Source organism: Desulfamplus magnetovallimortis (genome assembly GCF_900170035.1).
Taxonomy (GTDB): domain Bacteria; phylum Desulfobacterota; class Desulfobacteria; order Desulfobacterales; family Desulfobacteraceae; genus Desulfamplus; species Desulfamplus magnetovallimortis.
Genome location: NZ_LT828558.1, coordinates 18328 through 38370 on the forward strand (window position 1 = coordinate 18328; position 20043 = coordinate 38370).

At 39.3% G+C, this 20043-nt stretch carries 23 protein-coding genes and 1 pseudogene; 13 read left to right on the plus strand and 11 right to left on the minus strand.

Annotation, left to right across the window (positions count from 1 at the left end; genetic code table 11):
- Positions 1-85: 85 nt before the first annotated feature.
- The 6 genes from rfaE2 (at position 86) to atpE (ending at position 3659) form a co-directional block, all read left to right on the plus strand.
- On the plus strand, positions 86-571 hold the full coding sequence (gene rfaE2, locus MTBBW1_RS22605; RefSeq protein WP_080807635.1) for a D-glycero-beta-D-manno-heptose 1-phosphate adenylyltransferase: 486 nt from the start codon (positions 86-88) through the stop codon (positions 569-571).
- A gap of 35 nt (positions 572-606) precedes the next feature.
- Positions 607-1422 (plus strand): peptidoglycan editing factor PgeF, encoded by an 816-nt coding sequence (gene pgeF / locus MTBBW1_RS22610; RefSeq protein ID WP_080807639.1) that lies wholly within the window; start codon positions 607-609, stop codon positions 1420-1422.
- 470 nt (positions 1423-1892) lie between these two features.
- Positions 1893-2111 (plus strand): AtpZ/AtpI family protein, encoded by a 219-nt coding sequence (locus tag MTBBW1_RS22620; protein ID WP_080807644.1) that lies wholly within the window; start codon positions 1893-1895, stop codon positions 2109-2111.
- 31 nt (positions 2112-2142) lie between these two features.
- On the plus strand, positions 2143-2547 hold the full coding sequence (locus MTBBW1_RS22625) for an ATP synthase subunit I (RefSeq protein WP_080807647.1): 405 nt from the start codon (positions 2143-2145) through the stop codon (positions 2545-2547).
- A gap of 1 nt (position 2548) precedes the next feature.
- On the plus strand, positions 2549-3238 hold the full coding sequence (atpB, locus tag MTBBW1_RS22630) for a F0F1 ATP synthase subunit A (RefSeq protein ID WP_080807652.1): 690 nt from the start codon (positions 2549-2551) through the stop codon (positions 3236-3238).
- 151 nt (positions 3239-3389) lie between these two features.
- A complete protein-coding gene (gene atpE, locus MTBBW1_RS22635) occupies positions 3390-3659 on the plus strand; it encodes an ATP synthase F0 subunit C (protein ID WP_080807655.1) in 270 nt (89 codons plus the stop codon).
- Between the two features lie 191 nt (positions 3660-3850).
- On the opposite strand, the gene MTBBW1_RS22640 is transcribed toward atpE, so the two are convergent.
- Positions 3851-4966, minus strand: a complete 1116-nt coding sequence (locus MTBBW1_RS22640; protein WP_186441647.1) for an aminopeptidase P family protein — start codon at positions 4964-4966, stop codon at positions 3851-3853.
- 147 nt (positions 4967-5113) lie between these two features.
- A complete protein-coding gene (locus tag MTBBW1_RS22645; protein WP_080807661.1) occupies positions 5114-7693 on the minus strand; it encodes a formylglycine-generating enzyme family protein in 2580 nt (859 codons plus the stop codon).
- Between the two features lie 259 nt (positions 7694-7952).
- On the opposite strand from MTBBW1_RS22645, the gene MTBBW1_RS22650 reads away from it, so the two are divergent.
- The 6 genes from MTBBW1_RS22650 to MTBBW1_RS22675 all read left to right on the plus strand — a co-directional run bounded on the left by MTBBW1_RS22650 (position 7953) and on the right by MTBBW1_RS22675 (position 15128).
- The gene (locus MTBBW1_RS22650; RefSeq protein ID WP_080807665.1) at positions 7953-8495 is read left to right on the plus strand and encodes a hypothetical protein; all 543 of its coding nucleotides are present in this window, start codon (positions 7953-7955) and stop codon (positions 8493-8495) included.
- Entirely contained in the window at positions 8492-10096 is a 1605-nt protein-coding gene (locus MTBBW1_RS22655) for a DNA topoisomerase I (RefSeq protein ID WP_087881829.1), read from the plus strand. Before MTBBW1_RS22650 ends, MTBBW1_RS22655 begins: the two co-directional genes overlap by 4 nt.
- Before the next feature lies 1 nt (position 10097).
- A complete protein-coding gene (gene mqnE / locus MTBBW1_RS22660; RefSeq protein ID WP_080807668.1) occupies positions 10098-11213 on the plus strand; it encodes an aminofutalosine synthase MqnE in 1116 nt (371 codons plus the stop codon).
- Positions 11214-11380: 167 nt separating this feature from the next.
- On the plus strand, positions 11381-12439 hold the full coding sequence (gene mqnC / locus MTBBW1_RS22665; protein WP_080807671.1) for a cyclic dehypoxanthinyl futalosine synthase: 1059 nt from the start codon (positions 11381-11383) through the stop codon (positions 12437-12439).
- A gap of 363 nt (positions 12440-12802) precedes the next feature.
- Entirely contained in the window at positions 12803-14302 is a 1500-nt protein-coding gene (locus tag MTBBW1_RS22670) for an amidohydrolase family protein (RefSeq protein WP_080807675.1), read from the plus strand.
- Positions 14292-15128, plus strand: coding sequence for a menaquinone biosynthetic enzyme MqnA/MqnD family protein (locus MTBBW1_RS22675; protein WP_080807678.1), 837 nt, complete (start codon positions 14292-14294; stop codon positions 15126-15128). Before MTBBW1_RS22670 ends, MTBBW1_RS22675 begins: the two co-directional genes overlap by 11 nt.
- Here the strand turns inward: MTBBW1_RS22675 and MTBBW1_RS30455 are convergent.
- From MTBBW1_RS30455 to MTBBW1_RS30460, 3 genes and pseudogenes are all read right to left on the minus strand, one after another.
- Positions 15119-15286 (minus strand): annotated as a pseudogene (locus MTBBW1_RS30455) (toxin-antitoxin system TumE family protein); the annotation flags it as partial. The gene MTBBW1_RS22675 and the pseudogene MTBBW1_RS30455 overlap by 10 nt on opposite strands.
- On the minus strand, positions 15280-15471 hold the full coding sequence (locus MTBBW1_RS30235; RefSeq protein WP_342743954.1) for an N-6 DNA methylase: 192 nt from the start codon (positions 15469-15471) through the stop codon (positions 15280-15282). The gene MTBBW1_RS30235 and the pseudogene MTBBW1_RS30455, both read right to left, overlap by 7 nt.
- Before the next feature lie 77 nt (positions 15472-15548).
- Positions 15549-15752 carry a HepT-like ribonuclease domain-containing protein gene (locus MTBBW1_RS30460; RefSeq protein ID WP_080807683.1) on the minus strand — a complete coding sequence of 68 codons (204 nt, stop codon included), beginning with the start codon at positions 15750-15752 and terminating at the stop codon, positions 15549-15551.
- 115 nt (positions 15753-15867) lie between these two features.
- On the opposite strand from MTBBW1_RS30460, the gene MTBBW1_RS30090 reads away from it, so the two are divergent.
- Positions 15868-15999: a hypothetical protein gene (locus MTBBW1_RS30090; RefSeq protein WP_281255674.1), complete on the plus strand. Its 132-nt coding sequence runs from the start codon at positions 15868-15870 to the stop codon at positions 15997-15999.
- 36 nt (positions 16000-16035) lie between these two features.
- On the opposite strand, the gene MTBBW1_RS22695 is transcribed toward MTBBW1_RS30090, so the two are convergent.
- The 6 genes from MTBBW1_RS22695 to MTBBW1_RS22720 form a co-directional block, all read right to left on the minus strand.
- On the minus strand, positions 16036-16326 hold the full coding sequence (locus tag MTBBW1_RS22695; RefSeq protein ID WP_080807901.1) for a nucleotidyltransferase family protein: 291 nt from the start codon (positions 16324-16326) through the stop codon (positions 16036-16038).
- A gap of 346 nt (positions 16327-16672) precedes the next feature.
- Positions 16673-16930, minus strand: a complete 258-nt coding sequence (locus MTBBW1_RS22705) for a hypothetical protein (protein ID WP_080807692.1) — start codon at positions 16928-16930, stop codon at positions 16673-16675.
- On the minus strand, positions 16930-17055 hold the full coding sequence (locus MTBBW1_RS30095; protein ID WP_281255675.1) for a hypothetical protein: 126 nt from the start codon (positions 17053-17055) through the stop codon (positions 16930-16932). The genes MTBBW1_RS22705 and MTBBW1_RS30095 overlap by 1 nt, the downstream gene beginning before the upstream one ends.
- Before the next feature lie 45 nt (positions 17056-17100).
- Positions 17101-17202: a type II toxin-antitoxin system HicB family antitoxin gene (locus tag MTBBW1_RS30465; protein WP_425430024.1), complete on the minus strand. Its 102-nt coding sequence runs from the start codon at positions 17200-17202 to the stop codon at positions 17101-17103.
- 44 nt (positions 17203-17246) lie between these two features.
- On the minus strand, positions 17247-17741 hold the full coding sequence (locus tag MTBBW1_RS22715) for a cyclic nucleotide-binding domain-containing protein (protein ID WP_080807695.1): 495 nt from the start codon (positions 17739-17741) through the stop codon (positions 17247-17249).
- A gap of 321 nt (positions 17742-18062) precedes the next feature.
- The gene (locus tag MTBBW1_RS22720) at positions 18063-20021 is read right to left on the minus strand and encodes a peptide transporter (protein WP_080807698.1); all 1959 of its coding nucleotides are present in this window, start codon (positions 20019-20021) and stop codon (positions 18063-18065) included.
- Between the last annotated feature and the right edge of the window lie 22 nt (positions 20022-20043).

Sequence of the window (20043 nt, forward strand, 5' to 3'; positions counted from 1 at the left end):
GGGTATAATACGCTTTGAATATTTGAAATGTCTGAAAAAATGACCCGACTATTTAAACTTGAAGAGGCAGAAGGATGGTACTAATTTGAAAAAAATTCTTCCATATAATGAAGCCCAAGCTGTTGCTGCAACTTATAAAGCAAGTGGGAGCTCAATTGTTTTTACCAATGGATGTTTTGATATCTTGCATGCAGGGCATCTTTCTTATCTTGAAGAGGCCGCTCGTCAAGGAGACATTCTGATGATAGGTTTAAATTCGGATCTCTCTGTACAAAAAATCAAGGGAGAAAAGAGGCCGATCATTTCGCAGGATCATCGTTCAAGACTTCTTGCTGCCCTTGAATTTGTTGACCATGTTATTCTGTTTGATGATGCTGATCCATCGGAGTTGATAAATAAAGTAATGCCTGACGTACTTGTTAAAGGGGCAGACTGGCCTGAAGAGAAAATTGTAGGTGCAGACACCGTTAAAGCACACGGAGGCAGAGTGGAGCGGATTGATTTGTTACCTGGAATATCCACAACAGCGATCATTGAAAAAATTGTTGCTGTTTATTGCGGTGATCAGTAGTAATTATTGATGTAAGCGGGAGTAATCAACAGGAAATGGAAACAGGAAAAACAGAAAAAAGCGCTTTGGATTTGGAATATTATACGTTTGATAATCTTTCCCGATATAATGGTATATACCAGAGGGTTTTTACACGAAGGGGCGGGGTCAGTTCACATCCTTTTAATGAATTGAATGTAAGTTTATCAACAGGTGATAAAAGAGAAAATGTGCTGAAGAATCGAGAACTTATTGCTGCCAGCCTCAATGTCACTTCCCATAAAATGATATATCTGAATCAGGTGCATGGTAAGGATTTTTTGGTCTATCGAAAAGATGATAAAAAATCATCTTCTGTTGATTCATTGTCATCCAATATTGTTGATGCAGACGGAATTGTGACTGATGTGAAAGGCATTTTCCCAGTCATTCAGGTTGCTGACTGTCAGGCAGTGATTCTTTATGACCCTGTAAAAAATGTTGTTGCCAATATTCATTCTGGCTGGCGTGGCACCGTGATTGATATTATTGGCAATGGTGTAGATATAATGACACAGAGCTTTGGAACCAAACCCTCTGATATTTTGGCTGGCATTGCTCCATCCCTTGGGCCATGTTGTTCTGAATTTAAAAACTACAAAGATGAAATACCTGAAAATTTGTGGAAATATCGTATTGACACAGATTCTTTGGAGACAGGATACAACTTTGATTTTTGGAAAATAAGTTTTGATCAATTGACGGAAAAGGGTGTAAAGCCTGAAAATATCGAAATCTCAGGCATTTGTACTGTATGTAATACAGGAGAGTTCTTCTCATACAGAGGGGAGAACAGAACTGGCCGTTTTGCTGTTGTTGCAGGTATTGTATAACGTACATGGCGGATGCCCGCCACAATCGAAGGGATGAAAGTCGTTTTTAAAACAGCCTGTTACGGAGACTTTCATATAAAATTTTTGGGCATCATCCATTTACAGATTTACAGGTTCCGTGACACCATTCCCATTTGTCGGGATTTTTCAACAAAAAAGTGTAAAGTACTTTTGGCTGAATATTCAGGATGCCAATTTTTGTCATGCAAAGGCTCTCGCTCGTTTGCAGTTTTGAAATCCATTCGGCCTTATGCCCATCATGACCAGATGGTGCTTTTTCAATGTGTAATGCGTATTTTGACATTGACTTGAAATTCATCCTGTGCTAATTCCACTAAAATTGCTAAAACTGCTGGGACACCGGAAACTTTGTGACAAGACAGACGCACTATTGACTTCCGGCATAAATAACAGATACTCTGGTGCCAAACTATTACAAAGATCAGGAGTTAAGAGAGGCCTTGTCATCAATGGCAAAAAAGAAATTCAGCACAGTGCGTGAACTTGCATATTATAGCAGCCTTGGACTGACTGTTGCCCTGTCAATATTTATTGGTCTTTTTCTTGGAGTTTGGTTGGATGGTGTTTTTGATACAAAGCCTGTTTTGACCATGGTTTTTCTCGGCTTTGGCATAGCAGCAGGTTTTAGAAATCTTTTGATGGCTGCCAGACGAAGCAGAAATCTTTAGTTTGCTGTTAATTTACAGGAAAATATTTGGTATGGATATTCAACAGAGAATGATCAGTTTTGTGATAAAGTCAAATTGGTATCTCTTTGTTATTGTAACTCTTCTTGGTTTTATCAACACCCCTTTTAAATTTGCACTTGGAATTCTTTGTGGTGCTCTTCTTGTAACTATCAATTTTCATTTTTTGAGACATACTCTTTACAGAAGCTTTAAAGCTGAGAATGTACTTTCAGCAGAACCTCGTTCCATATTGAATGTGGTTCTTGTCAAATATTATATACGGTTTGCGATAAGCGGAATTGTGATATTTGCGCTTATAAACAGGAATATAGTTGAGCCGATTGGACTGCTTCTCGGTCTGTCGGTTGTGGTTGTCAGTATTATGGTGGCAACTGCGCTTGAATTAACAAGACTTATTTTCAAGGAGGCGGTTTAAGGTGGAACATCCGTATCTGTTTTTTGTAAAGCTATTTGAAGCGATAGGTCTGGATCATTTTGCTCATGCAAATGTGCATGTGATCTATATGTGGGTTGTCATGGCAATTTTGATTCTGTTTGGCTGGCTTGCAGGCAAAAAAACCCAGATGATTCCGGAACCTGTCCAGAATGTTTTTGAAGTACTTGTTTCAGGACTTGAAGAGTTTATGGTTGAGATTACCGGTGAAGAGGGAAGGTGGCTGTTTCCTCTTGCGGCATCCATATTTCTTTTTGTTTTCATTGGAAACCTCGTAGGGCTTATTCCAGGGTTTTTCCCTCCTACGGCTAACCTGAATACAACAGGTGCTCTTGCCCTTGTAACCGTGGTATTCACACATGTGATTGGTATTAAATATCATGGTGCAAATTACTATAAACATTTTATAGGCCCTGTATGGTGGATGATTCCCATTATTCTTCCCATTGAGCTTATTGGTCACGCGGCAAGAATTCTTTCTCTCTCTTTCCGTCTTTTCGGAAACATGATGGGACACGAGCTGGTTCTTGGCATCCTGTTTGCGCTTGCCGGAGCTTTTTTTGCTCCTCTTCCGATCATGGCTCTTGGAATTTTTGTAGCTCTTGTTCAGGCATTTGTTTTCTTTTTGCTTTCGGTCATGTACTTTACCGGAGCAATGGAACACGCGCATTGATTTTGTAACACGTACACTGAAGTTTTATGTTTTATGTTTTATGAGTAAGAGTGAATCAGCATTGTGCTGATGGTATATAAATTGCGGGTTTTTGGAAGAAGCCGCAGAGTTATTAATTTATTTCTTATTTTAAGGTAAAAAGGAGAAAAAAATGGATTTTTTTACCGCATGTGTATGGGCAGCAGGTATTGCAATTGGAATCGCAGCATTTGGTTGTGGTATTGGTCAGGGAATGGGTCTTAACGGTGCTGTTCAGGGTATTGCAAGAAACCCCGAATCATCAGGTAAAGTTACTGTAACCCTTCTTATCGGTCTCGCCATGATTGAGTCTCTGTGTATTTATGCACTTGTTGTTGCCTTGATTCTTATCTATGCACATCCCCAGGCAGCAGAGATTATCAAAACTGTAGTTGCTCACTGATATAGATAAAAAACTTGTCCACATATCTAATTGACATTTTTGTCAGTGAGCTTTTTTTGTATGAGATAGGTTTTTTCTTGTATGAGATAGGTTTTTTTGTGGATTAGTCCAGATAGAGAGCATTAAAGGAGCTTTTAGCCAATGTGGGTTGAAAGCTCCTTTTTTTTATATATTTTTTTGACATGCTTCATTTAAATGATATAATCGTCATAACTTATCTTATTAAGTACCTCTGAACCTTCATCTGTAACGCAAATCATATTTTCAAGTCGGATCCCACCCCATTCAGGTATATAAATTCCAGGTTCCACAGTCACTACCATTCCTGCCTCAAGCAAAGTATCATCAAACTTTGACAATCTTGGTGATTCATGGATTGCAATTCCGACTCCATGTCCAAGGGAGTGTCCAAATCTTCCAGTAAATTTTGAATTATCAATATAGTCTCGTGCTACTCTGTCTATTTCACTGCATTTAATTCCGGGTTTTATAGCTTCAACAGCAAATTTCTGGGCATGAAAAAGAGTATCATAAGCCTCCTTGAATGTGCTGTCAGGCTCTCCAATGACAATGGTTCTTGTTGTGTCACTGCAATATCCTTTTAACTTGGCTCCAAAATCAAACAGCAAAGGCTCATTGCTGTTAAATTTTCTCTCTCCCGGGATTGCGTGGGGCAGTGCACAATTTTTGCCTGATGCCACAATTGTTGGGAAAGACAGGCAATCTGCTCCATTTTCACGAATCATTTTTTCCAGAAGCCATGCAGCCTCTTTTTCAGTCATATCTTCATGAATAATGGTACGTAATTTAAGAAAAGCTTGTTCACTAATGGCAAGACTTTTCTTGATTGCTTCAATTTCATTGTTATCTTTTTTGATCCTCAAGGTTTTCAGAAATTTGTCAGCAGAGGAGGTTATTATTTCAGGAGACTCTTCTTTGAGTTTGGTCTTGATTTTGTCATAAATCTCAACTGTCAATCTGGATGTCTCCAAACCAACTTTTCTGGAGTTGACAGATTTAAGTAATAAGGGCAGTTCCTTTGAAATGTTTTCTTTATAGCAAGAAACATTATAAAGGGTTGCTTCCTGGGATGCCTGGGTATCATACCTTGAGTCTGTGGCAAGCAGTAGATCTGTTGATGTTATTATAAGAACACCTGCGCTTTCATCATAATTTCCATCTGAACCTGTAAAGCCACTGAGATACCTTCTGTTTTCATCAGAAAAAATTATGACGGTATCCGTATCAGCTTGTTGCATCTCTCTTCTTAAGTTTTCAATTCTCGTTTCAAGGTCAATATTTTTCAATCTTGTGATTCCTTTCATTTTTTTAAAGCCAACATGTTTTTTTTAAAGAATAGTATCCATTTTTATCGTGGATGTCGTAATAGATCACGTTGTGTCAAGACAGGAACTTATCATATCATTTTGTTGTGGTTGCATTTGCCGTGTGTGTTATAGTAAATATTCAGAAATACAGCGAAAACCTATAATGTTTGATGTGTGTCCTGTTTGGTATAAAGTTCTTGAGTCAATGCTGTTATTGTCACTTGCATTCCATGCAAATCCTTTTGCCACATGGAATGATTTTACAACATTGTCGGAGTATGGATTGGGCACTGTGTCGCATGTCCACTCCATTACATTACCTAAAAGATCGACAATATTGAGAGGATTACAGTATTTTTCATATTTGTCAACTGGTGTGGTTTCTCCAATGGATGAGCTTTCAATATTGCATGCATTTTTTTCCCATTGGTTCCCCCAAGGATATCGAAAAGAGAGATCTGTTCTGGCTGCTGCTTCCCATTCTGCTTCTGTTGGCAGGCGCCTGCCAATCCAGGACGAAAATGCCAATGCATCTTCAACACTTATCTGTACAACCGGATGATTCCTTTTATTGTGGAGAGAGCTGCCAGGCCCTTCTGGTTGATACCAACATGCATTTTTTACATTTGTGCTGCCAGAGCCCTGCTGCCATGTGGAGCGGGCTTTACCTTTACGGAATCGACCATAAAAAACATTACCAACTCCTTTTTTTTCTGCAGTAGTAACATAACCGGTTTCCTGTATAAATATTTGAAAAAGGGAATTTGTCACAGGGTATTTTCCGATATAAAACTTTTCTATTTCAATTTCCTGCAATTTTAATTTGTTTTTGGCTTTTTTGTTGCTGCCGACAGTGTAATGGCCGGAGGGAACTATTTGATATGTATTATATTTTTTATCTGAATCTGCGAGCAGGAGGTCAAAATGAGTAGCAAGCTCTTTTTGCTTTTGAAATTCTCTGAATTCATCAAGCTCATCATCATCAATTTCCAGTAAATCATCATCATCAACTTCAACAATATCCTCTTCATCAACTTCTTCGATCTCGGCAAGTTCTTCATCGTCTTCAACTTCAATAATATCATCTTCATCAACTTCTTCTATGTCATCCAGAAGCTCTTCATCTTCGACATCAATGATATCCTCATCCTCCACTTCTTCTATGTCATCCAGAAGTTCCTCGTCCTCGACATCAATGATATCCTCATCTTCAACTTCTTCGATATCATCCAGAAGCTCCTCATCTTCGACATCAATGATATCATCTTCCTCCACTTCTTCTATGTCATCCAGAAGTTCCTCGTCCTCAACATCAATGATATCGTCATCCTCCACTTCTTCTATGTCATCTTGGAGCTCCTCGTCCTCAACATCAATGATATCCTCATCTTCTACTTCTTCGATATCATCCAGAAGCTCTTCCTCCTCGACATCAATGATATCCTCAGCCTCCACTTCTTCTATGTCATCCAGAAGTTCCTCGTCCTCGACATCAATGATATCCTCATCTTCAACTTCTTCGATATCATCCAGAAGCTCCTCATCTTCGACATCAATGACATCCTCATCCTCCACTTCTTCAATATCATCTTGAAGCTCTTCCTCCTCGACATCAATGATATCCTCAGCCTCCACTTCTTCTATGTCATCCAGAAGTTCCTCGTCCTCAACATCAATGACATCCTCATCTTCAACTTCTTCGACATCAATGATATCATCGTCCTCCACTTCTTCTATCTCATCTTGAAGCTCTTCGTCCTCGACATCAATGACATCCTCATCCTCCACTTCTTCAATATCATCCAGAAGCTCTTCATCTTCGATATCAATGATATCGTCATCCTCTATTTCTTCGATATCATCCTGGAGCTCGTCGTCCTCTATTGCCAGTATTTCTTCTTCATCAAACTCTTCAATTTCAATATCCTCTTCAATTTCAATATCCTCTTCATCTTCAATCTCAACAAGTTCATCTTCTTTTTCAGCTTCAACAACGCTATCCTGATTTTGATGGAAACCGTCACCATCATTTCCATGACCGGATCTCTCTGAATCATCTCCTGGCTTGAGATTGGACTCATCATCGCTATCGTCTGCAGTTTTATCATGATCATTTCCGGGCTCGGTTTGAGCTTTTTCCTGGTCACCTGCACCATCTTCCTTTTGATTTGGTATAACGTAATCAGTAATTGATTTAAGTTTATCTTTTATTAATTCAAGGTTGCTGCTCTGTTTTTCACTGCTGGAAGCATCAATCTCCATATTTGAAATGAGATCGGTAATTGTAGATAAAATATCTGCAATTTGTCCGAGGTCAAGGTTACCACTCTTTGCAACATCAGAAAAAGAGCTTAATAATTCGCTCTTTGCCTCCTCTGTCATATCAAAAATATTATCCTGGGTGATGTTGATTTTTTCCGGATTTTCTGTCTCAGGAGATAATTTGGCAAGGTCAGCGTTTATGGATGATCGCAAACTGTAATAATTACGCCTTTTTGCTTTGATAATGGCGGGATTGTCATCAGTATTCCATATTTTTTTGATAATTTCATCAGTGTCAATACTTGATATTTGGTCATCAGTATTATCATCGGGATAAAATTGTTCAATTGCATGGATTAATTTGTATTTTATTGAACTTGTTTTGTAATTCAGGCTCGATATTGCCTTTTTAATACCTTCTTTTGTAACTGAAACAGCACCCACTGAACTACTCTCCTTGATGAACGAAATGGTATGGTATAATTTGCCATCTTATAAGTGATTTTGCCGGTATTTAATAGCGGTAATAGCTTTTCTCATGATGCCATAGCTGTTATGTAAACAGCAAAACAAATTATGGATCTTGATGTTTTTATTTTACATGATTGAAAAAAAAATAATTGATGATAACGTCATATTCAATCAGAATACTGTTAAAAAAGTACTATAGATTCATCATGGGATAAATGCCGTTGGGTGGTATATGAAAATTGTAAATTCAGACACAATTGAGTCAAGTGAGAAAGAGTTCATTGATACCATCAATGCTGAGCTTGATTGGGTTTCTATTGAAAAAATGATTCTTGAGAAACATAAACTTAAACTTCAGGATGAGGTACTTTATAAACAGGGAGATATTGTTATACATAACAATCAGATAGCCTATCGGCTTGATTTTGATATCATTGTCTCATTGTCTCTGACATTTAACAGGGATGGGGAGTGCCTGAATATTCAAACATCTGATGAGCCTGAAGAGATTGATGAAATTTTCAGTGATGTTGATTCTCAGGCAAATTCTGACACTGATGATTTAGATGCACTGGATTCCGGCGATGAGGAATTAAACCCTGAAATTACCTCTGATGCACAAAGTTATCTTGAAAATGACTCTGAAGTTGCTTTAAATGAATTTGAACAGTTGGAGATGGACGTTTCTCAGAATCTACCAGAGCAGAAGAATTGGTCAAAAATGGCACCGGAGCTTGCTGAAATGATAAACGATATTAATCAGGATAGTAGATGATGGATAAAATAATACTCGAAGAAAATGAATTGAACCCAACTTTTGTGAGAACCCAGCTGGATGAAATTCTTGCCAGAGAGATCATCTCACTCATAGAGATTGATTCCGAGTCAGCTCTTTTGACCTATAATCTCTCCACAATATCTGCTATTCTTGTGGCTGTTGAGCGTGACAGGGAAATTAAAAATGCCAAAGGATTTCCTCCGGAAAGATATACCATTGATTCTCTTACAGATGAGCTTGAAGAGATTGGTTTGACCCATGATGATACTTTGAATGACTCCCTTAAAATTATCCTGGATCAGGGTTATCTGACAAAAAATTCACATGGTGAGATCAAGGCAGAGGTCTCGGCATACACCATTGTTGGATTTCTTGACAGAATGTTTCCTGGGATGCAGGGAATTCAACTTGTTGCATTTGTCTTGCAGATGGCTGATGAGGTTCTTTCCAAACGTAAATCCCTGGATGATGCAAAGGAGAGCTTTGCACAGACCCTTAAAAACAGTGGAGTCTCAGTAACAAGGGAAAAAGCTGAAAAAAAGGCCCAGGAGATTGCTTCAAAGCAGTCAGACGGACAGATGAGAGAGATGGCCCTGAAGTTGAAGGAGGCAAATATAAAACGTCTTGCCCAGCAGCGCTTCAGGGAAAAAATGCAGATGAATAGAGATGGCGGAAAACCATCTTTCCATTTTGACGGCGGAAGCCGGTTGGACAGGGTTAAGATCACCTCTGTCTTTGATAACGGCCCTTCAAAAGAGGAACTTGATGCCATAAAGAAGGCTGAAGAGGAAAAAAAACTTCAGGAAGAACAGATTAGAGTTGCCGCACTTGCTGAAAAAGAGAAGAAACTGAAGGAAGCAGAAGCTGCTGCCATGGAGCTGGAAAAAAAAGCAGCAGAGCTTGCAGCAAGGGAACAGGAACTTGAAAATGCAAGGCTTGCTGCAATAAAAATTGAGCAGGCAGAAGCTGAATTGAAGGCAAAACAGGCTGAAATAGCAATGAAAGAGGCCGAGCTTAAACTCAAGGAAGAGCAGATTCGGGCTGAAGCAGAAGAAAAAGCAAGATTGCTGGATGAAAAATTGAGGCTTCAGCAGCAAAAAGAGGAAGAAGAGGAAGAGAAGCTGAGACTTGAGCAGGAAAAGAAAGCCCAGGAAGCGTTAATTGACAGAGCAAATGAAATATCGTCACCTGCACCAGATGACATTGAGGCCAGAATTGCAGCTTTTGAATCAGAACTTGCCACACCATGCCCTGTGTGCCATACAGGCAAGGTGAAAACTGAAACAACCGACGCCGGAAAGAGATATTATGTCTGCTCTGACAGTAGCTGCCGTTTTGTAAGCTGGTCGCAACCATATCATTTCTCCTGCCCTTTGTGTAAAAATCCGTTTCTTGTGGATTTTCAGATAAACCCTGTGGAAAAGGGGTTGAAATGCCCAAGAGCCTCCTGCTCCTTTTCCCAGAAGGATCTTGGGGATCCTGCATTGAAAATTCCCAATCAATCTGCTTCTACCGTCAGTAATGAATCGCATGATGCGGCATCTTCCCCTGCTCCCAAAAAGAAAAGACTTGTGAGACGAGTAAAAAGGAGGCGTTAAGTTGGAAGTAGCGTTTTTAGATAAACGGCTTGAAAAGCTTTATGAAAAAGTCAAAAAAGGAACCCGTCTTTCAAAGGAGGACGGGCTTCTTCTTTTTGAAACAGATGATCTTGTATCAGTGGGGATTGTAGCTGATTTTGTTCGTCGCAAAAAGCATGGAAAAAAAGCATTTTATGTTTATAACCAGCATATTAATTATACCAATATATGTAAAAACAGATGCCTTTTCTGTGCATATGCAGTTGATAAGGGAGATCCTGCTTCATATTCATGGAACATGGAAGATATTGAAAAGCGTTTGATGGATCGTATAGATGAGCCGGTAAAGGAGCTTCATATTGTCGGTGGTCTCAATCCGGATCAAGATTTTTCCTACTTTACCAATCTTTTAAAAACTGTAAAAAAGATACGCCCCAAGGCTTCAATAAAGGCATTTACAAGTGTGGAGATAGACTATCTTTCAAGGTTGTCCGGTCTGTCAGTTTCTGAAACTGTGGCCATATTAAAGGATGCAGGACTTGACATGATGCCGGGGGGAGGAGCTGAGGTATTAAGTGACAGAGTAAGAGAAAAGCTGTTTCCCAAAAAAATGGGTGCTGCAAGATGGCTTGCCATCATGGAAGAGGTTCATATGGCAGGGCTTACATCAAATGCCACAATGCTCTATGGCCACATTGAAACCATTGAAGAGCGGGTGGAACATCTTATGGCTCTTCGGGAGCTTCAGGATCGTACGGGCGGATTCTCTGCATTTATCCCACTTGCTTTTCACTCCAAGAACACAAAGCTTCATCATATTCCTCCCACTACAGCCTTTGATGATCTGAAAATGGTTGCAGTATCTCGTCTTATGCTGGATAATTTTGATCATATTAAGGCTTACTGGGTAATGATAGGGGAGAAACTCGCCCAGGTTGCACTTGCCTATGGGGCAGATGATCTTGATGGTACTATTATTGAGGAGCGCATAACCCATACTGCCGGTGCTAAATCTGCCAAAGGTCTTACCAGGGAGGAGATGGAAGATATGATAAAGGGTGCTGGTTTTGTGCCTGTGGAGAGGGACTCTTTTTATAATAACGTACATGGCGGATTACCGCCACAATCGAAGGGATGAAAGTCTTTATGAAAACAGATATTTGCGGGGACTTTCATATAAAATCCTCATGATTGCGAGGGCATCACAACGATGGATGAAAGTCTTTATATGTCAGTATGTTATGGAGACTTTCTAATAAAGTAGAATCTAACTGATTTGGTATCTGTTGCAGATGCGGAGTAGAGATGCAAAATATTGACACTGTTATTGAAAAGATTTCAAGAGGAGAGCGCATTGATTCGAATGAAGGGCTTGCTCTCTATCATGGGGCTGAGTTGCAAAAACTTTCAGCCCTTGCAAACCATAAGCGTTTCAGGCTTAATCCTGACAGAATTATTACCTATGTAATTGACAGAAATATTAATTATACAGATATCTGTATGTCTGGGTGTCGTTTCTGTGCATTTTACAAAAAGCCGGACAGTGGTGATGGTTATGTGATACCCCGTGAAAGCCTGCATCACAAGATTCGTGAGACCATTGATCTTGGTGGTACCCAGATTCTTCTTCAGGGGGGCATGAATCCAAATCTTGATTTCTCTTATTACCTTGATCTTCTGAGGGATATAAAGGAAAATTTCAGGATTCATATTCATGGATTCTCACCCCCTGAGATTGCCCATATGGCAAAGATATCATCTATGTCAATCAGAAGTGTCATAACAGAGCTTAAGAAAGCAGGACTTGATTCAATACCAGGGGGGGGGGCTGAAATACTGTGCGATGATATCAGAAAGAAGGTTTCTCCAAATAAATGCATGGCTGATACCTGGCTTGAGGTTATGGAGACAGCACATGAACTTGGATTGAAAAGCAGTGCAACCATGATGTTTGGTCATCTTGAATCACCGGAGCATATTTTTGAACATCTGGAAAAAATCCGTTCCCTTCAGGAGAGAACCGGCGGCTTTACAGCGTTTATTCCATGGACATTCCAGCCAACAAACACAAAAATCAATAGGAAGAAAACAGGTGCTGTGGAGTATTTAAGGGTGCTTGCATTAAGTCGTCTTTATCTTGATAATGTCAGAAATATTCAGGCATCCTGGGTTACCCAGGGAGATAAAATTGCACAGCTTGCACTTTTTTATGGTGCAAATGATATGGGCAGCACAATGATAGAGGAGAATGTTGTTGCATCAGCAGGGGTAAATTTCATGCTGCCTGAAAAAGAGCTTCGCAGACTTATTAAAAAGGCGGGATTTGAGCCAAGGCAGCGGGACTGTTATTATAATCTGTTGTAATAATTTTTTTGTATAACATACATGGCAGATTTCTGCCACAATCGAAGGGATGAAAGTCGTTTTAAAAACAGGCTGTTACCGAGACTTTCATATAAGACTTCCAGAAAAATATTTTGGCATTCTCAATTCTGAAGTGCAACCACAAGGGATTGCCCCTAAAGTGCTTGCCAATTTAATTATCTGGAACAGTATATATGAGCCCGTTGATTTAGTCGATTTTTCAAAAAATCACCACAATATGATGTGTTTCTTGATTGCTTCAAAATCATTATATTGTGGCAAAATCAAATATGTAAATACTTAATCAACAGAGTCATATATTTGGGACGATATGAAGAATGCCCTTTTTTATGGTAATAAATATTGAAGACTTACGGCTTTTCTAACAGTTCCACTCATCCTTATCATGAGTTCCACAGAGCAGGGTTTATTCTTGTCTCCCCATGGAGGATCATTGAGAATGGTTATATCAGGGTAAAAAACGGCAAGATTGTTGAGCTGGGGAGATACCGTCCTAAGTGTGCCTTTCCGGTTGATGTCTCTGGAGATGGTGATGTTCAACACAATGGGGCAGGGAGTGTAAAAGATTACGGATCAGGTGTAATAATACCTGCACTTGTCAATGCTCACACTCATTTTGAACTCTCTGCTCTTCGTTCCAGAATTCCTTTTAATTTGGGTTTTAATGGCTGGGTCAGGGAACTTCTTGTGCAGAGGGAAAGGTGTGGGAAAGAGCTTCTTGAAAGAGAAGCCTGTAAAGCAATGGATGAGAGTGCTGCAACAGGGACAGCATTTGTTGGAGATATCTCAACCCTTGGTATAACAAGAGATATTCTAACTAATCGTGCATCAGGTATGCCCGGTCATGGTAACCTTGATAGTTGGGAAACAGATGAATCAAAGCTTGATATTCTGAATAAACGGCCATGGCGGCATTACCGCCACAATCGAAGAGATGAAAGTCGTTTTAAAACAGCCTGTTATAGAGACTTTCATATAAAACAACAAACAGAGCTTTCAGGCATTTTTTTTCAGGAATATCTTGGAAATGAAATACCCATAAATGTTTTGAAACCATTTGACTTTTATTCACAATCTTTCATTAACAGAAGAGCCTTTTCATTGGCGGGTCATGCGCCACACACCACATCCCCTGGGCTTTTAAGAGCATTAAAAAAACAGACACTGAAACACAATCTCCCATTCTCCATACACCTTGCAGAGTCACATGATGAAACAGAATTTATAACAAAAGGCAGGGGCAGGTGGGCATCTTTTCTTGAAGAGAGGGGAGTTGATTTCTCTGACTGGCCCCTTCAATCAGGAAGTCCTGTTAAATATCTTGATGATATCGGGGTTCTGGACAGAGACACTCTTGCTGTACATCTTTTAAATAGTGATGAAACAGATCTTGATCTCATTGCAAAGAGAAACGCTATTCCTGTTGTGTGTCCCAGAAGCAACATGAATCTTCATGGCAAACTGCCTGACTTGCCGCTTATGCTCTCATATGCCCAGGGCATATTGAAACCAGCCCTTGGAACAGACAGTCTTGCCAGCACACAAAGCTTGAACATGTTTGATGAAATGGCTTTTGTTGCAAAGCATTATCCCCAGATTCGTCCCAGTGAAATTCTGGCAATGGCAACTGTTAACGGAGCTCAAGCTTTGGGGTATGGGGATGTTGCAGGTACCCTTGAAGTTGGAAAAGATGCTCGTTTTATCTATATCCCGCTGAAACATTTCAATATTTCAAACAATAAATCTGGGAGAAAATGTCAAAATAGAACATTAGGGTATTCCCATAAAGGCAGTGATATTGAAAATATTATAATGGAAATAATAACTTATCATGAATCATAAAAAAATATTGATGGGAAAGATTGACTATATCAATGCTTTTCCTGTTTATTACGGCCTTGATCACGGAATGCTTCCAAAGTGGATTGAGATGGTACCAGGGCCTCCTGCTGTTTTAAATAAAATGATACAGGAGGAGCTGCTGCATGTGAGTCCTGTATCTGCTGCTTTTTACGCAATGAACCACAGAAAATTGCTTGTTTTACCCGATCTTTCAATTTCCTGTTATGGAAAAGTTTTGAGTGTTGTCTTGATGACAAATTTATCACTTGAGGAACTTCACAGGAAAAAAGTTATTCTTACACATGATTCTGCCACAGCATCAGCGCTTGTAAGACTGGTTTTTTCCCAAAAAGGTATTGAGCCGGTTTTTTTTACAGGAAAGCTAAGGGAGTTAAATGATGTGCCAGGTGATGTGGATGCAGCAATGATTATTGGAGATGCAGCCATGACAAAACCCTGGGAAGATAGATTCCTGAATCGAATTGATCTTGGGGAGTTGTGGTATAATATGACTGGTTTGCCTTTTGTGTTTGCATTGTGGGTCTCACCTGAAAACTGTATTGACCGATACAGGGATGAGCTGAAGGATGCCCTAACTCTTTTTTATGAGTCCAGAAAAAATGGATATGAGAACATTGACAGTGTCATAGAATCAGGTGCTTCAAGATTGAACCTTGATAAGGAGTATGTGCGCAGATATTTTGAACTTCTTCATTGTAACCTTGATATGAGAAAAATTGATGGACTCAAACACTTTTTTTCCCTGCTCCATGAGCATGGACTGCTTAAAGAAAAGGTAAATCTAAGACTTCTTGATTATCCATGATCGTTTTGTGGAGTAGCTGACCGGCATATTCCTTTTTCATGTTTATGATGAGGAAAAGTATTAATATTGGAATGATGAGGAGCATTATCATAGCGGAAAATTTGTGCCATTAATTCGTAAATATAGTGATAACGGTACTTTGTTTTTGATTTTAAATCGGTATTTTTGACTTCTGTAAAATGTTCTTTTCCTGATCGTAAATTTTACCGACACTACCGTTATTATCCCTGATGCGTTTTCGGACATTCAACAATAATGAAGCTGAACCACAGGCAAAATCCAATATTTTATCTAATTTGCTTTTTTTACCTGTACCTGGGTCTTGACAGTCAAGGGTGACAATTTTGTTGTTGTTCGTTTTTTGTCATAATGTTCACGTTTGTTGTAAAATTAGTGACAATCGAGTTGATTGGCTAATTATTATCGATTCTTTTGTAAATCATCAGTTATTTTTTTTATTATTTCCGATAAATCATCAATTTTTGTGTCACATACATCATAAATTACTTCAGCGTCAACATCAAAATAGTGATGACAAATGATATCTCGCATACCTGTTGCTTTTTTCCAATCGATTTGAGGATAACCAACTAATAAAGATCTGTTTGTAACTTTATCTAAAATTTTTAAAGATTCTCGGCATCCTTCATATCATACAGAAAGTACTTTACACTTTCCGGTACAGTATCCCCGAAAAACGGACATTCTGTTCGTGAAAGTGTAAACTGGGAAATGAAAGATGCCAGATTCACCAATAGCTATTAACAGCATACAAATGCTATCAAGTTTTTCGACACCATATTCTGAATCAGTAAAATCACTTACTGTTTTGACAGAGGAAAAACGTTTTATAATGGTTAATGTTGCTTGATAAATTTGAGATAAAATATCTATTGCAAGATCTTTGTCATACATATATTGCCTCTAAATTAATTCTACGTTTTAATGCATCATTCATTTTATCTCGATACCTTACGATATCTATTGGCATATTAAATGTGGCTTCTAAATCCTGTTTTATACCAATCATATAAAACAATTCTGGTTTTTCAAGTTCTACAACTATATCAATATCACTTTGTTCATTCATGCAATCTTTAGATGCTGATCCAAAAATTCCAATTTTTTTAATTTGATATTTATTTAAGTTTTGTTTTTTATAAAGGCTTAGTTCTTTTATGATCGTTTTTTTATTCATTATCATTATCTTATTTCACCTATATTTTGAAACAATCCCTGCATTAAACCTTTTTTATGCTGCTGTAACTGGTTTATTTTTTTCGATTGTGCTGTTATTAACTCATCCAAAGACGAAAGACAGGATGCGATTTTTTGTTGTTCTCCTGTTTCTTTCTTGGGAAATAAAACAATTTTTTCTTTAAGAATAGAAAAATGTCGTTTGTAATCTTCTTGTTTTACTCCATTATATTGAAGGTATTGGAATCAATATTCAGTAGTAATTGTGTTTTTAGGCTTTAATATTTTAATACCATCAGAACCTTGAGCAAAGGTCTCCTTTGCCATTTTTAGTATGTTTTTCACCGTCAAAAATCATCCGGTTCATCCTTTGGTTTAAAGCATATTTGAGGAATAGATTGATCTGCAATCTCCTGGAGTCTGTTGATATAGTCCTCACCACGCAGGAAATCAACAATACTCCGGTGCAATCTGGAAGCATCAACAGGGGTGGCGTCAATAATCTCTCTCAGCACCTGCACCTTGTTCCATCCTTTGATCTTTGCCTCTTTTTCAAGCAAATCCCACAGGAAATAAGGCAATTCAAATGATGTTCGTCCTGACATTATGCCGCCATTGCCTGAGATGCAATCTCTACAAAAGCAAACACATCACCGGAATCAGGATCAATTTCATCTGCGTGTTCAATAAAATGCCTTGCAACAGGAAGGGGATCTCCATCTTCAATCATACTTTCAAAATGGAAATCCAGTGCCTTTCTCATTTTTTCAATGGTTTAATCAACTGTTTTTCCGGTCGCAATACACCTTGGAACATCAGGAGCATAAGCACTGCAATTATTTCCACCTGTTTCAATAATAATAAGAAAACGTTCCATGTTCTCCTCCATAATACTCCCTTTTGAGTAGGTATAATATCCCTTTAGATGCCTAACCACCCTAAAACACCGTTAATCAAGCCGGCCGGCTTGTTACTTTCAGCTTCAGAATCATCTGATGTCATGCTTTTGAGCCGTGTAGTCATCAATTCGATAAGTTTATCTTTTATGATATCGCGAATTTTAGGTGGCAATTCCTGGAGCGAGTTACTACTCAACTGCATTACCATCACATCACTACATGCTGTTACATTGGCAGAACGTGGCTTTCCGGTAAGATAACTCATCTCTCCGAAAATATCTCCGGGGTTTAAAATGGTTACGATTTCATCGGGTGAGTTATTAAATGTGACTTTTGCTGTACCTTTGATTAAAATGAAAAAAGAAGTACTTGCAGAACCTTCTTTGATAAGAATGTCATCTTCTCCAAAATAATCAAAAATATAATCTATACGACTTGAAAGATAACTCATATCTGATCTGGATAGAGTTGCAAACAATGGAATAGAGGAAAATAACTCATCAAGAAAATATCCCATGTGATTCTCCTTTAAAAATATTTTGATCGTTTAGAAAATGATGCTCAGAGTGTTTTTGTTTTTCAGGCGTCTTATTTCGTAAAGTGTAAAGTACTTCTGGGATGATATGAAGGATGTCTTTTTTTACAGTGAAAATGACGATCATTTTTATGGTTGGGGGTTATTGATACACAATCATGCCCATTTAGCGTGAAAATGACGATCATTTTTATATTTGGGGGTGATTGATACGCAATCAATCATGCCCGTTTAAGGGTAAAGAGATATTATCACTATTATAAACTGAAATCTACTATTCTTGATGAATATCCTGCCCTTTCCTCAATACGCAAGACGGCTAAGTGATTTTAAAATAAGTGCAAAACCCATGGCAAACATGCCGGTAAGCCCCATGCCGCATGAAAATCCAGCTAAAAGCACAGGTGCATATTGTCGCCATTTTGCTCCATATCTTTTGAGGAAAAAATATCTTCCAAGAAGAGCTCCGATAATCTCAAGTATAATGCCGTGGGGTGTACTTTGTCCTAATCCCCTGACAACACCGTAGATCAAAAGTATGGGAAGGCCAAAGAAAGAGAGTAGCATGTAGGTGACAACTCCGAATCCCATTCCCGAAAGCACATAAGTTCCATTCAAGGCCTGGTAGAAAAGTGAATTCCCTTCAATTGTTGAGGTTTGCATAAGAAGGGTATTGAGTGCCTGAAGATGCCACATCTCTTGGGCATATGGATAGCTTCCGGAGGGGACAGGGGCAAGTTGCCATATGAACTGTGAAAATAGAAGGCTTGCAATCATGACAACCGGAAAGACAAAGAATTCTGATTTTATTATACCTTTGATTGAGGTTCCGGTAAGTTCAATCTGGCGGAACTGGACAGCAGTTTCTCCATAGTTGTGTATGGGGATAGGGGCATACCAGATTTCAATGCCATGGTATCCGAAATAACGGGAACCTGCAATAAAACTTGCTTCCCTTACAAGGGGGAGATTTACAAACTGGCCGGCAACTCCCTCCATTCTGGCAGTGATATATGAGATAAGAGGGGTGTATATAAAGCCGTAGGCCAGGAAAAATCCCCATGGGAAATTCGGGACAAGCCAGAGACACAGCCCCACATAGGAGAGGGTGGAAAATATGTATATGGCAATGGATATCCAGAAGCTGAAATCGCCCCTGCCTTCTGGTGGGTTAAACAGATCTTTGAAATTTATACGGTTTTTTCTGCTGTGCTTTAATGATCTTATGACTGACCATATTCCAATGATTCCAATGGCAAGCCCAAGACCGATTCCAAAGCTCATGTAAAAATCAAAGTTGTTGGCAAAAACAGTGTCAACAGTGCCCATTCCTTCATGCCAGCGGTGAAGAATACCGTTTTTGTGGAGAATTGGGTTTAAAATAATGGTTATTATAAGCCCTATCAATCCGCCAATCACTGCCCAGAATGGCAGCACCATTCCAATGAAAATAAGCCCCATGTCAAGCTGGATTCCTGTTGCAACAGCAGGAAGAATAGACTCTGTGTGACGTGTCAGCTCCACCCAGGGGATAGGGATCACGCTTACGGGCTCTGTAAATATAAGTCCAGAGATAACCGGCAGAAGCACATAGATTGCCCCGAATGCAAGGCCTGTCACTCCACCCACGGAAAATACCCGCCATTTCCATCCTGAAGCCTTTTCTTCACGGGATTCGGCAAGTGCCATGGTGCCAAGTGCTCCCACTGGTGCCATGGGAAAGGGGAGTTTTTCAAGGTCGGAGGTGATGCGATAGAGTGCATACCCAAGGCCGAAGTGATCAATGCGCTGTATAATCTGGGAACCCACAAGCAAAAGTATGGGAATCATCCAGTCCCTGTGGTAGAAGGTGCGCTCCAGCATTGATTGCGATTCAGCTCCTGGGGCAACCCATTCCGGAATGAACTCGCTTAATCCCAGCATCATTGCAGCATCGGACTGTACAAGATACTGGTTCCACAAAAGCCCCTGAAAAGGTGATGCAAGTGCTGCTCCTGCCATATAATAGAGAAGAAAAATCTCCTGCTGTTTCAGCTCCTGCTGACTGCGCTTTGCGATTTCCGCAAAGAGAATAATGGTTACCCATCGGGCAGCAGGGCCTATTCCTGCTCCAAGTACAAGTTGCAGGTACATGCTTCCCGGCATCATGAGGAAACCTATAAAAATGGCGCCTATTATTGTTTTCCAGCCAAAGCCCTCTTCAAATTTTGTGGGGGGCTGAAGAAGATTTCTATACTCATCCAGCTCTCTATCTTTGTACATAAAAGGTCTGCTCTCCACTTTT